Below are 13,081 nucleotides of genomic sequence, written 5' to 3' on the forward strand. Positions count from 1 at the left end.
ACTTGTGGATTTCCTGATTTTTTTTATAAAAAAAGCGCGATGGGAAAGGAGCTAGTCCTCTGCCATCACACTTAAATGATTTATTTTTTTTCGTCTGCTTTCTCGTCAGTTATCATTGCTTTACGAGAAAGGTTCACGCGACCTTGTTTGTCGATTTCTGTGACTTTCACTAGGACTTCATCGCCTAATTTCACGACATCCTCTACATTTGCGACGCGTTCATTCGCAAGTTGAGAGATGTGAACCAAACCATCTTTGCCTTTGATTAAGTTAACAAACGCACCAAATTTTTCAACGCGGACTACTTTACCTAAGTAGACTTCGCCCACTTTGACTTCTTTGGTTAAGTCTTCAATAATCTTAATAGCTTTTTTAATCATTTCCGCATCAGCAGAAGCGATTGATACTTTACCATCTTGATCGATATCAATTTTGACACCCGTTTCTTCAATGATGCCGTTGATGGTGTCGCCACCTTTTCCGATTACATCTTTGATTTTAGCTGGATCAATTTGAATCATTTCGATCTTCGGTGCGTATTGGCTTAATTCCGCACGTGGTTGGTCAATCGTCGCTGTTAATTCTTCTAAGATTTCCATCCGTGCTTTTTTCGCTTGCGCTAGTGCTTCACGTAAGATTTGTTCGGTAATCCCTTGAATTTTGATATCCATTTGCAAGGCAGTGATACCGTCTTTTGTACCGGCAACTTTAAAGTCCATGTCACCTAAATGGTCTTCTAATCCTTGAATATCTGTCAAGATTGTATAGTTTTCGCCATCTGATACAAGTCCCATAGCAATCCCAGCTACAGGCGCTTTAATCGGAACACCTGCATCCATCAATGCCAACGTACCCGCACAAATACTTGCTTGAGAAGAAGAACCATTTGATTCTAATACTTCTGCCACTAAACGGATTGTATAAGGGAAGTCTGTTTCATCAGGAATGATTTGCGCCAATGCACGTTCACCTAAGGCACCATGACCAATTTCACGACGACCTGGTGAGCCGGCGCGCCCTGTCGAACCAACTGAAAATTGTGGGAAGTTATAGTGATGGATGAATCGTTTTGATTCTTCCACACCTAAACCATCGATAATTTGATGTTCTCCTAATGGTGCTAATGTACATGTCGATAAAGCTTGTGTTTGCCCACGAGTAAACAAACCAGAACCATGCACGCGTGGCAATAGGCCTACTTCTGAAGATAAGGCACGAATTTCATCTAATTGGCGACCATCCGGACGAATCTTATCGATTGTAATCAATTCACGAACGACATCTTTTTCTAAGTCTTCCGCGATTTGTTTTACTTCTTTCGTTAATTTACTTGCTTCATCATCGGCTAAGGCAAGTGCTTTTTCAGCATATGCTTCTTTAACGATTTCTTTGACTTTGGCAATTTCGTCTTCACGTGCCAATTTTTCTTCGGTCATTACGGCCGTTTTCATCGTTGGATAAAATTCATCGTAAATTGCTTTTTTCACTTGTTCGTCGACTTGTAGCAAAGTAATTTCCATTTTTGGTTTACCGACTGCCGCAACGACTTCTTTTTGGAATGCTACTAATTCTTGAATCGCTTCGTGACCAAAAAGTAACGCACCTAGCATATCTGCTTCTGATACTTCTTTGGCTCCTGATTCAACCATGTTAATGGCTTGGGCTGTTCCAGCAACAGTCAAGTGAATGTCTGATTCTTCATTTTGTTCTACGGTTGGGTTTAATACGTATTCACCATTCACGCGACCTACGTCAACACCGGCAATCGGGCCATCAAATGGAATATCAGAAATAGATAGTGCCAATGATGAACCAAGCATCGCTGCCATAGCAGGTGAACAATCTTGTTCTACACTCATCACAATATTCGTTACTTGGACTTCATTACGGAAGCCTTCTGCAAACATCGGACGGATTGGGCGGTCGATTAGACGGGCAGTCAATGTCGCATCTGTACTTGGGCGACCTTCACGCTTTATAAAGCCACCAGGGATTTTCCCTACTGCGTACATTTTTTCTTCGTAGTTAATTGTTAGTGGGAAGAAGTCTGTGTCTTTGGCTTCTTTTGATGCTACCGCTGCACTTAAAACAACAGTGTCCCCATAACGCACTAATACAGCACCATTGGCTTGTTTCGCTAATTGGCCAATTTCTACTGATAAGGGACGACCTCCCCATGTTGTACTAAATACTTGCTTTGTCATAAACTCTCCTTTTCTGCTGCGAGTCTCGGCTGCTACTAAACAAATGAAAACACAAAAGAAACTTTTATTCTTTCATTTGGTTAGTAGTGAGCCTTGCCGACTGTCACAGTCTTTTTTCATCGTGTAGCTAAGTACCATAGCAAAAAAGTGAGATTCGCTTGAACCTCACTTTCTTCAATGGTTTGATTAACGACGTAAGCCTAATGATTGGATCAAGTCACGGTAACGTGTTACATCGCTGTTACGTAGGTAAGCTAACAAGTTACGACGGTGACCAACTTTTTTCATTAGTCCACGTTGTGAATGATGATCTTTTTTGTGTTCACGAATGTGAGCGTTCAATGTGTTAATTTCTTCAGTTAACACAGCGATTTGTACTTCTGGAGAACCAGTATCTCCTTCGTGACGCGCATAAGCTTTGATGATTTCGTTTTTACGTTCTTTTGAAATTGCCATTTCCATTTCACCTCTTCGATAGATTTCCCTGTGACTGAGTAATGCGTTGGTGATTCGCAAAACCAAGTGACAGGCCTGTGCTTTACACACATTCCTACTTTACTTGATTCATTCGAAAAAAGCAAGTTTCTCTGATTATTTTTTCTGCTCTTCTTCCACTGGTAGTTCGTATAAGCCGGAGACTTGCTTGTACCATTGAAAGACATTTGTAATAATGACTTTGGCTGCTGCATATACTGGTATTCCTAAAATCACACCGACTAAACCAAATAACTTCCCAGACGTCAAAAGCACGAATAAAATCGTAATCGGATGAATAGATAGCTGACTACCTAGAACCAATGGCGAGACAAAGCGTCCTTCGAGTGTCTGTTCAATTACAAAGACAATAATTACTTTCAATAGTAAAACCGGTCCGCCCACAATCCCTAAAAAGATCGCAGGAATCATCGCCAAAAATGAGCCCAGATAAGGAATCAAATTCAACACACCCGCAACGATACCGAGCGTAATCGAATACTCCAAGCCAATAATTGAAAACCCAATCATAAACATAACCGCTACTGCAAAGGCCACGGTCAGTTGCCCGCGGATATAAGATGACACTTGTTGATTCATTTCAGTCAGGACACGCAAGGTTGACTTACGCATTTTTGTGGGTAAGAAATCAACCAAGTAAGGTGCTAATTTTTTGCCGTCCTTTAATAGATAAAACAAAATAAACGGCATTGTAATCACCGCGACAAAAATCGTTGCAACAGCACCAAAGAAATTCCCAATGTTTTGAAATGTACTTTTCGATACATTTTTGATGATGTCCGTCAATGAGTTCATCAATTTTTCACTGGAAGAAGCGACTTGCGCTTGGAATTGATGGAATACAGGATCTGAAAACAAATCATTCATTACTTTCTCAGCCGTATCCACATAAGACGGAAATTGATTCACAAAACTAATCGTCTGATCCCGAATTTCCGGAATGATAACTACGACACCCCAGACGATTAACCCTATCACTAAGAGAAAGAGTCCAATGATACTATAAATTCGTTTCACGCCTCTTTTTTCAAGAAAATCAACCGTGGGATTCATCAAATAATACAAAATCCCCGCCAATACAACTGGCAAGCCGACAATGGATAAAAATTGCCAAACCGGTGTCAGTAAATACGAAATTTTGGTAAATAAAAATACAATTAATAGTAACAACAAGACAATTAACAAGGCCGTCACGATTTGATTATTTAAAAACCATTTCCAAAACCATGAAGCAATTTGCTTCACTTGTGGTTGTTTTTTTTCTTCCAAAGAAACTCCCCCCAACTCTCCGCTCTCTCGATTAAGTATACCATAACTTTTTCAGATTGTTTGTCAGCGGTTTATGATACAATAAAAGCAACTTAGTCACTTAGGAGGCGTTTTAATGAAGGAATCATTTCTATTAGGAACTTATACAAAAAGAGCTAGCCAAGGTATTTATACTGTCGAGTTAGAAGATGGCGTACTCTCAGATGTACAGCTTGTCACAACTGTAAGTGGACCGACCTATGTTACTCAAAGCAAAAAAGGTGTGACGTATGCTGTGACCGCTAACGATGGCAATGGTGGCGTGGCTGCCTATGGCACTGACTGGTCGCTACTAAATGTTGTAGGCGAAGAGGGTGCTTCTCCTTGTTACGTAGCTGTCGATGAACCCCGCCAACTTGTCTATGGTGCCAATTACCATAAAGGAGCGGTCACTGTCTATCAAATTCAAGCAGATGGTTCATTAGCTCTGACCGATCGTGTGGTCCATGAAGAACCAGTCGGCCCTCATAAAAACCAAGATCACGCCCATGCTCATTATGCCGACTTAACACCAGATCAACGATTGGTTGTTTGCGATTTAGGTACGGATTCTGTCTACACATATGACGTAAGTGACGAAGGTAAATTGACAGTAGTCACTCGTTATCAGGCAGAACCTGGAACAGGCCCTCGCCACCTTGCCTTTCATCCTAATGGTCAGACAGCTTACCTCTTTGGTGAACTTGATAGTACCGTCACCTCCCTGGCCTACGATCAAGCGACTGGTACATTTACGAAGCAACAAAAATTATCTACTTTGCCAACAACTTATACTGACTTTAATGGCGGCGCCGCAATCCGTGTCACAAAAGATGGTCGCTTTGTCTACGCTTCAAATCGTGGTCACAACTCAATAGCTGTCTATCAAGTTGCAGATGACAATCGCTTATCATTAGTCGAAATCGTTTCATCAAATGGTGACTTCCCTCGCGATTTTAATTTCAATCAAGCGGAAGACTTTTTAATTTGCGCCCACCAAGAATCTGATAATTTAGTCTTATTCTCTCGTGATGCCGACACTGGTAAATTAACCGTCGTTCAAGATGATATTGTCGCTCCCGAATGTGTTTGTGTGGCTCAAATAAAGGCTTAGTTAAGAGAGGAAGATCCCTATGTTTAGCAAAACACCCAAAGTACTGATCTTAAAAGATTTCTCCAATATTTTAAATAAATCACACGCTGTCAGTGAGTTGATTGCTAATCGTCGGTACGATAGTGACTTGGCAATCTTAACAACTGCTGAGATTTATGCCCTTGCAGAAAAGTCCTATGTCCGTTGCGATGTGTTTCCCGAGTTACAAACCAAGGAAGTCGAAAACTTTGTAGATGCCTTTGACCAATTTTACTTTGAGCTAAAACAAATCTTATTTCATGATGAAGATGATTTTGACTCATTAAAAAAACGAATTGCAGAAATGCAAGCTGCTTTCGAAGTGCTTTCTGCTTCCTTTGGCATGATGTAGGAGGAGTTTTATGAATTCAGATGAAGTGTTAGATCGTTTAAGAGAAGAACTATCATTGCCTGCTTTCAACGTGAAAGTCGAAGACAAACTATACAGTGAAGCAGACTATCAAGCATTCAAGCAAGATCTTTTACGTTATTTTGAAGACTATGTTCAAAATATCGAAAACTAAAAGAACAGTGCCTGAAATAATTTTCAAGATGTCAAATCGGAATAAAACGGAAAGACGGAATTAGCTGCTATGACAAAAGCCCAGAAAATCCAAAAAGTTGTTCTCGAAACTTTTGGATTTTCTGGGTTTTATTATCGCTGAACAATTCGGTCTTAACCTTTTTCAGGCACAAAAAAACCACTAGGTTGGTTAGGCCTAGCGGAAAAAGGAGTAGTAACTCTTGGTTAGGGAGTTACTGAAAAATAAAAAGGTTATTGTTGGTTATGTACCTATACTACCTGTTTTTTAGCTAACTATCTTGAAAATCATCTAATAGTTAGATTAGATTTTTCTTGGTTTCTGCTGATTATTTTACCATCACTTGCGTCATCTTTTGGATAGCTGCAGCGATCTGGTCAGTCGCTTGGTCTTGTTTTTCTTCTGCTGATTGAAAAGCCACTTCATCGATACCATCTTGTAAGCTAAGCACCATTTCTTCGCAGCCAACCACATATGCTTTATACGCTTGCTCGAATTTCTTGTGGTTTCCTAACAAGCGAGCAGGTGCTTTTAAGCGACCAATTTTTTCAAACATCATGCGATATTTATCTGTCCCCTCTTGAAACAACGCAATAATTTCCAAGCGGCGAGCGTCATCAAAATTCGCAGCATCTTTGTTCTCGATTGCTCCTTTGATTTCTTCAAACGCATCATTTAGGTATGTCCCTATCTGTTCGGTATCAGTTACTACCGTATTAATCGTCGTTAAGTAATATGCTAAGTCTGGTCGTTTCATTCGTATGCTCCTCTACTATTTTCTTTATTTTACCTTCTTTTTCTCCATTCGCCAAGATAATTAGAAATGAGTACATAAAAAGGGAGTGCAACAAGATCTGTCACACTCCCTTACATATGAATCGACGGTGTTCCAAATGCGAATCCTCGGCCATTAGTCAAACCCTCTCAAAGTTTGTCATACAACTTTCTAGAGCGTTGATCTTATTGCTCGGATTGAAATGCTTTTGTCATGACCTCTTAAGCTGTTTACTCTTTGCCCATCGCTCTTTGGATGGCTTTAATGATTTCGACTACCGGGATGATTGCAAAAGAAGAACCTAACACAATTCCCCATTGGTACGTATCTAAGTGAGTCACACGGAAGATATCGTTCAAGCCTGGTACTACGATGATAATCATCATCATTACAAATGAAAGTAAAATCGCATAGTTAAAGGTTTTATTTTTGAAGAAACCAACCTTAAATAGTGATTGATGCACAGATTTAACGTTAAATGCATGGAACAATTGCATCAAACCTAATGTAGCAAATGCCATTGTTAATGCATCGCCATGTTGCAAATCATACAACTGAGCAGCTGTTAAACCAATCATATTTTCTGCTGTATGGGCTGGCCATTGAATCGCTGACCAATATACAAATAAGACTGTCGCTGCTTCCAAGATACCTTGGTAAATAATACTACTCAATACGCCACCTGAGAAGAAGTTCGATTGTTTCCCACGAGGTTTGTGTGCCATCAAGTTCTTTTCAGCTGGTTCCATACCTAAAGCAATTGCTGGGAATGTGTCAGTTACCAAGTTAATCCATAATAAATGAATTGGTAGCAATGTATCCCATGCAAGAATCGTTGCAATAAATAAGGTCAATACTTCCCCTAAGTTAGCAGCCATTAAGTATTGAATCGCTTTTTGAATATTTGAGAAGACCTTACGTCCTTCTTCGACGGCTACGACAATTGTTGCAAAGTTATCGTCAGCCAATACCATATCAGAAGCACCTTTTGATACTTCTGTACCAGTGATACCCATACCGACACCGATGTCGGCTTGTTTCAAGGCTGGTGCATCATTCACTCCGTCACCAGTCATCGCGACTACTTTACCAGCATTTTGCCAAGCTTTAACAATTCGTACTTTATGTTCTGGTGATACACGAGCGTAGACTGAATATTGCGTTACGACTTTAGCAAATTCTTCTTCTGATAAATTATTTAACTCCGCACCTGTTAAGACTGCATCGTCATCACCTGGTTTGATGATTCCTAAGCGTCCGGCAATTGCTTCAGCCGTATCACGGTGGTCACCAGTAATCATAATCGGACGAATACCTGCATCCTTAGCAACGCGAACGGCTTCTGCTGCTTCGGCCCGTTCTGGGTCAATCATACCAATTAGACCAGTGAAGACTAGTTGATTTTCGATTACTTCTGATGAACGATCTTCTGGTAATGAAGGAATAATCTTGTACGCCACACCTAGTACACGTAGTGCTTGTTTGGCCATACTTGTATTATTTTCTAGGATTGCTGCTTTTTGGGTTTCATCAAGTGGTACTTCTTTGCCACCTTGATAAATGCTAGTTGAACGGTTAATAAGTACATCTGGTGCACCTTTAACTGCTACTAGGAATGTTCCATCGACTAATTGGTGGATGGTACTCATTAATTTACGATCTGAGTCAAATGGTAGCTCCGCTACACGAGGCTCTACTTTTCCTTCTTTGCGAATATCAAACCCTTTATCCAAACCAAATTGAACAAGTGCCGTTTCAGTCGGGTCCCCAATTAAGTTACCTTCTTTACTGAATTTTGTATCATTGGCGTAGTTCATTAATTTGATTGCTAGATTATCTTTGGCAATCTCATCAGAGGCTGCTAATTGCTTTTGATCAAAATACAATTTTTCGACTGTCATTTGGTTTAAAGTCAATGTACCTGTTTTATCAGAACAAATAATATCTGTTGCCCCTAATGTTTCAACAGCTGGTAATTTACGAATCATCGCATTCCGCTTTGCCATGGTTTGCGTACCTAATGCTAAAATAATCGTCACGATAGCTGGTAGACCTTCTGGAATAGCGGCTACGGCTAATGAAATCGACGTCAATAGCATATCTACCCATGATTGATCATTAATCATTGTACCAACAAAGAACATGATGACCGCAATAATGATGATTGCAATAGTCAAAAACTTCCCTAATTGGTTTAAGTTACGCTTCAATGGTGTTTCAGTTTCGTCTGCATTGGCTAACATACCGGCAATTTTACCGACTTCGGTATTCATCCCAGTATTGACCACGACTCCTTTTCCACGGCCATATGTCACGTTACTATTTGAATAGGCCATATTGACACGGTCACCAATTCCAATATCAGTTCCGTCTAGGACAATCAGTTCTTTCTCAACCGGCACAGACTCACCTGTTAAGGCAGCCTCTTCAATTTTTAAAGAATTAATTTCTAACAAACGCATATCTGCCGGCACAACATCGCCAGCCTCTAACAAAACAATATCCCCAGGAACTAATTCATGGCTACTCACACTTTTCGAGTGACCCGAACGAAGAATGTTGGCGTTTGGCGTAGACATTTCACGCAAGGCTTCAATGGCTTGCTCTGCTTTAGACTCTTGTACCACACCCATGATGGCGTTAATAATAACTACGGCCAAAATAATAAGTGCATCGACTACTTCATGTGAGACGACAGCAGATATCACGGCTGCGACTAACAAAACAATAATCATTAAATCTTTAAATTGTTCCAAAAACTTTTGTAACATAGTGGTCTTTTTGCCAGCTTCCAATTCATTCGAGCCATATTGCTCCAATCGCTTGGCTGCTTCTTGATCAGATAGCCCATCTGCTTGAGAGTCTAAGGCAGCAAGTGCTTCGTCTGCGCTCTTTGTATAAAATGGATCTGTTTGTTGCTGTTTCTTTTCGCTTAATCCTGACATGGTTCTCCCCCTTAGTATCTTTACACAAGTCTATTAAAGTTAAAAAAATAGACCTGTGTATGCGTGTAGTACAACATACATAAGTCTCACCAATTAAGGCAACACCAGAAATTTCTTTCTTGTTGGTGATGTTGCCACAGCCTTTGCTGCCGATTACTCCCCTATGAACAAAACTATTACAAGAAAATTATACAAGAAAAACAATAAGAAAACAATTCCTTTCTCTTAAAATGACAAAAAGCTGATAGGTATTTGATTAGCCAAACACCTATCAGCTTTTAGAGCGCTACTGTTAATTTTTCATCTTCTTAAAAATTATGCAATGATTGAGCCATTTGGCATGCCTTTTGGTGCTTCTACAACTTGTAGCTTGCCATCTTTATCTTCCGCCGAAAGAATCATTCCTTGGCTAATCAGCCCGCGCATTTTACGTGGTTTCAAGTTTGCAACAATCACTACTTTTTTCCCAATCAAGCTATTTGGTGTTGGGTAATAGGCTGCAATCCCTGACAAAATTTGACGGTCATTTGAATCGCCTGCATCCAAGCGGAATTGCAATAGCTTGTCTGCACCTTCGACTTTTTGGCAGTCAATTACTTCTGCAACTTTTAATTCCACTTTATCGAAATCATCGTACTTGATTTGTTTTTCTTTTGTTGAATGTAAGGTTGTTTCTTCTGGTTGCCATTTAATCGTTTCTTCGACTGGTTGCGTGCCTTCTGCCATTTTCATTTGGATATAGGCTACTTCTTCTTCCATATCTAGACGTGGGAAAATCGGTGTGCCTTTTTCAACGACTTTCGTCTCAGCAGGAAATTCTCCAAAGCGTAAATCAGTTAAACTAGTCGCCATTTGTTTTAGGCCAAGTTGTTCGAAGATTTTGGCTGGTGTTTCTGTCATCACTGGTTGCAATAGCAAAGCAACAATTCGCAATGATTCTGCCAAGTGAATCATAACACTGTCTAGCTCTGCTTTTTTCTCTTCATCTTTGGCTAAAATCCATGGTTGTGTTTCATCGATGTATTTATTTGCTCTTGATACAAGCGTCCAAACTTCTGCTAACGCTGTCGAAAATTCCATATTGTCCATCGCTTCTCGGTAACGGCCAATGACATTGGCCGCTGTCGTAGACAACTCACTATCAAATGGTGTGACTTTTGAACGATACGTCGGCACGATGCCATCGCAATATTTGTTAATCATCGCTACAGTCCGGTTAAGTAGGTTACCTAAATCATTGGCTAAGTCGTAATTTACTCTTGCCACAAAGTCTTCCGGTGTAAATACACCGTCACTACCAAATGGTACCGCACGTAATAAATAATAGCGCAATGCATCTAGACCATAGCGCTCTACTAGCATCTCTGGATAGACTACGTTGCCTTTAGACTTAGACATTTTGCCTTCTTTCATCAGTAACCAACCATGGCCATACACTTCTTTTGGCAAAGGCAAGCCTAATGCCATTAACATAATTGGCCAATAAATCGTGTGAAACCGAACGATTTCTTTCCCAACCATATGCACATCTGCTGGCCAATATTTTTGAAAGAGTTGATCATCATCAGAACCATAGCCCAAAGCAGAAATATAGTTAGAAAGTGCATCAATCCATACATAGACTACATGTTTTGGATTCGCATCAACCGGAATCCCCCAAGAATGTGTCGTCCGTGACACAGCTAGATCTTCCAAGCCTGGCTTAATGAAGTTATTGATCATTTCATTTTTGCGCGATTCAGGTTGGATAAATTCTGGATGTTCGTCATAGTAAGCTAAGAGACGATCTGCGTATTTACTCATTCGGAAGAAGTAAGACTCTTCTTTCACTAGTTCCACTTCATGACCACTCGGAGCTTTCCCACCAATGACATTGCCTTCTTCATCTTTATAGACTTCCGCTAATTGTGTTTCGGTAAAATACTCTTCATCAGAGATTGAATACCAGCCTTCGTACTGTCCAAGATAAATATCACCTTGGTCTAGTAATTGTTGGAAAATCTTCTTCACAGCTTTTTGATGGTAGTCATCCGTCGTACGGATAAACTTATCGTAACTAATGTCTAGTGTCTTCCAAAGTTTTTGCACATCTGCTGCCATTTTATCAACATATTCTTGTGGCGTTACACCAAGTTCGTCTGCTTTTTTTTCAATTTTTTGTCCATGTTCATCAACACCAGTTAAATAAAACACATCAAATCCCATCAAGCGTTTATAGCGAGCGACCGCATCGCAGGCAATGGTCGTATACGAATTGCCGATATGTAGTTTTCCACTTGGGTAGTAGATAGGTGTCGTTATATAGAATGTCTCTTTCTCAGCCATGAGTGAGCTTCCTCCTCTGTCATTTTCAAAATTATTCTCTGATAGTATACCACAATTGTGGCTTTTCATACTTATTATCAAGCAAAAAGGCACCGACAAAAAAGATTTTTTGAGTGTTTTCCTGTTTGTTGCTATAATAGTTACCGTGGAAAGTCGCGTGTGTACGCAAGCGTACCTTCTCATCCTTACCATGCAAGGAGTGTCTTCTATGCAACGCAGACAGAAAATATATATTTGGACATTGATTAGTTTGACCGCCATTCATCTACTCTTTGCCAATTTCTATCAACGCATTTATGCCTACATGAATACCGCCAATCACTTAAATACTTTTTTAGTCTCCTCCATCTTGATTCGAGGACTCTTGCTGATTGCGATTGTACTAGCGGGCTTCACATGCATCCGTTACTTTAAAAACTATCTTCCTATTTACCTAGGATTATTTCTTATTAACTTTTTACTCTTTTTCTTTCTTTAAACAACATACTCATTATGACAAGAAGGTAGGGATCGTTATGGCCACGTTTTCCAATCAAGAAGACGAAAAAGAATATTATGAACACCGAGCCAGTGAAGCAGAATTTCTTGACTGGTATCGTAGACAAGAAAAACCCAATTATGAAAAACCCTCGTTGACCGTCGACATGGTCTTGATGTGCTATAGCAAAGTACAAGACAAGCTGAAAATTCTATTAATCAAACGCAAAGGTCACCCTTTCAAAAATTCATGGGCTCTACCGGGTGGGTTTGTACAGCCTGATGAGTCGACAGGCGAAAGTGTGCTACGCGAGACCGAAGAAGAAACAGGTGTCAAAATCTCAAAACAAAATATTGAACAACTTCATACATTCAGTACGCCGCATCGCGATCCTCGTGGTTGGGTCGTGACCGTGAGTTACTTGGCCTTTATTGGTGAAGAGCCTCTCATTGCTGGCGATGATGCAGAAGATGTACGCTGGTTTTCTTTGGAGAGAAAGGTCAATCATATTCATTTGGAATGTGATCAGACGGCCATTGTTTTAGACTTATCGACTGGTCAATCATTAGGAAAAGATCAACTGGCATTCGACCATAGTGCCATCATTTTAAAAGCCTTTAATCGCATTGCCAATAAAATGGAACATGAACCGCAAGTTCTACAAGTATTAGGTGAGTCGTTTACTATCAAGGAAGCGCGCCAAGTATTCGCCAAATTTTTGGGTATTGATTTTCGCTTAATCGATCATTCCAATTTTAAAAAATCATTGCTCCACTTTTTTGATGAAATTGGCGAACGTCCCACTGGAATCGGGCGACCTTCCAAAGTCTATCGCCTGAAAGAAGACTTCTTCCATGAATAACCAAAAAAGAGAGAGGACCAAGGTCCTCTCTCTTTT

General features: G+C 40.2%; 11 protein-coding genes. 5 read left to right on the plus strand and 6 right to left on the minus strand.

Translation table 11 applies throughout. The features are described 5' to 3' along the window. Positions 1–80 precede the first annotated feature (80 nt). The 3 genes from pnp to HMPREF9088_RS02115 all read right to left on the minus strand — a co-directional run bounded on the left by pnp (position 81) and on the right by HMPREF9088_RS02115 (position 3,968). Positions 81–2,204: a polyribonucleotide nucleotidyltransferase gene (gene pnp / locus HMPREF9088_RS02105; RefSeq protein ID WP_007207467.1), complete on the minus strand. Its 2,124-nt coding sequence runs from the start codon at positions 2,202–2,204 to the stop codon at positions 81–83. 186 nt (positions 2,205–2,390) lie between these two features. After that, positions 2,391–2,660 carry a 30S ribosomal protein S15 gene (rpsO, locus tag HMPREF9088_RS02110; protein WP_040367149.1) on the minus strand — a complete coding sequence of 90 codons (270 nt, stop codon included), beginning with the start codon at positions 2,658–2,660 and terminating at the stop codon, positions 2,391–2,393. A gap of 135 nt (positions 2,661–2,795) precedes the next feature. Beyond that, the gene (locus HMPREF9088_RS02115; protein WP_040366101.1) at positions 2,796–3,968 is read right to left on the minus strand and encodes an AI-2E family transporter; all 1,173 of its coding nucleotides are present in this window, start codon (positions 3,966–3,968) and stop codon (positions 2,796–2,798) included. 115 nt (positions 3,969–4,083) lie between these two features. Here HMPREF9088_RS02115 and HMPREF9088_RS02120 point away from each other — a divergent pair, with 115 nt between their 5' ends. From HMPREF9088_RS02120 to HMPREF9088_RS12045, 3 genes are read left to right on the plus strand one after another with little or no spacing between them, the layout of a single operon-like run. Continuing rightward, entirely contained in the window at positions 4,084–5,100 is a 1,017-nt protein-coding gene (locus tag HMPREF9088_RS02120) for a lactonase family protein (protein ID WP_007207470.1), read from the plus strand. 19 nt (positions 5,101–5,119) lie between these two features. Continuing rightward, positions 5,120–5,470 (plus strand): hypothetical protein, encoded by a 351-nt coding sequence (locus HMPREF9088_RS02125; RefSeq protein ID WP_007207471.1) that lies wholly within the window; start codon positions 5,120–5,122, stop codon positions 5,468–5,470. Between the two features lie 10 nt (positions 5,471–5,480). Then, on the plus strand, positions 5,481–5,642 hold the full coding sequence (locus HMPREF9088_RS12045) for a hypothetical protein (protein WP_007207472.1): 162 nt from the start codon (positions 5,481–5,483) through the stop codon (positions 5,640–5,642). Positions 5,643–5,988: 346 nt separating this feature from the next. Here HMPREF9088_RS12045 and HMPREF9088_RS02130 read toward each other — a convergent pair whose 3' ends face one another. The 3 genes from HMPREF9088_RS02130 to metG form a co-directional block, all read right to left on the minus strand. Further along, positions 5,989–6,417 (minus strand): hypothetical protein, encoded by a 429-nt coding sequence (locus HMPREF9088_RS02130; RefSeq protein WP_007207473.1) that lies wholly within the window; start codon positions 6,415–6,417, stop codon positions 5,989–5,991. A gap of 248 nt (positions 6,418–6,665) precedes the next feature. Then, entirely contained in the window at positions 6,666–9,380 is a 2,715-nt protein-coding gene (locus HMPREF9088_RS02135; protein WP_007207474.1) for a cation-translocating P-type ATPase, read from the minus strand. A gap of 315 nt (positions 9,381–9,695) precedes the next feature. After that, the gene (metG, locus tag HMPREF9088_RS02140; protein ID WP_007207475.1) at positions 9,696–11,705 is read right to left on the minus strand and encodes a methionine--tRNA ligase; all 2,010 of its coding nucleotides are present in this window, start codon (positions 11,703–11,705) and stop codon (positions 9,696–9,698) included. 208 nt (positions 11,706–11,913) lie between these two features. Between metG and HMPREF9088_RS02145 the strand changes: the two genes are divergently transcribed. Then, complete coding sequence (locus HMPREF9088_RS02145; RefSeq protein ID WP_040366104.1) at positions 11,914–12,183, plus strand: hypothetical protein; 270 nt, start codon at positions 11,914–11,916, stop codon at positions 12,181–12,183. Between the two features lie 37 nt (positions 12,184–12,220). Further along, positions 12,221–13,045: an NUDIX domain-containing protein gene (locus tag HMPREF9088_RS02150; RefSeq protein WP_007207477.1), complete on the plus strand. Its 825-nt coding sequence runs from the start codon at positions 12,221–12,223 to the stop codon at positions 13,043–13,045. Positions 13,046–13,081: the final 36 nt, after the last annotated feature.

Source organism: Enterococcus italicus DSM 15952 (assembly GCF_000185365.1).
GTDB classification, from domain to species: domain Bacteria; phylum Bacillota; class Bacilli; order Lactobacillales; family Enterococcaceae; genus Enterococcus_G; species Enterococcus_G italicus.

What these genes read in the sequence shown, in the direction of transcription:
- HMPREF9088_RS02150 (WP_007207477.1), top strand. Translation starts at nt 12,221, where the DNA reads ATGGCCACGTTTTCCAATCAAGAAGACGAAAAAGAATATTATGAACAC.
- HMPREF9088_RS02125 (WP_007207471.1), top strand. Translation starts at nt 5,120, where the DNA reads ATGTTTAGCAAAACACCCAAAGTACTGATCTTAAAAGATTTCTCCAAT.
- HMPREF9088_RS02130 (WP_007207473.1), bottom strand. Translation starts at nt 6,417, where the DNA reads ATGAAACGACCAGACTTAGCATATTACTTAACGACGATTAATACGGTA.
- HMPREF9088_RS02145 (WP_040366104.1), top strand. Translation starts at nt 11,914, where the DNA reads ATGCAACGCAGACAGAAAATATATATTTGGACATTGATTAGTTTGACC.
- HMPREF9088_RS12045 (WP_007207472.1), top strand. Translation starts at nt 5,481, where the DNA reads ATGAATTCAGATGAAGTGTTAGATCGTTTAAGAGAAGAACTATCATTG.
- HMPREF9088_RS02120 (WP_007207470.1), top strand. Translation starts at nt 4,084, where the DNA reads ATGAAGGAATCATTTCTATTAGGAACTTATACAAAAAGAGCTAGCCAA.
- HMPREF9088_RS02135 (WP_007207474.1), bottom strand. Translation starts at nt 9,380, where the DNA reads ATGTCAGGATTAAGCGAAAAGAAACAGCAACAAACAGATCCATTTTAT.
- pnp (WP_007207467.1), bottom strand. Translation starts at nt 2,204, where the DNA reads ATGACAAAGCAAGTATTTAGTACAACATGGGGAGGTCGTCCCTTATCA.
- rpsO (WP_040367149.1), bottom strand. Translation starts at nt 2,660, where the DNA reads ATGGCAATTTCAAAAGAACGTAAAAACGAAATCATCAAAGCTTATGCG.
- metG (WP_007207475.1), bottom strand. Translation starts at nt 11,705, where the DNA reads ATGGCTGAGAAAGAGACATTCTATATAACGACACCTATCTACTACCCA.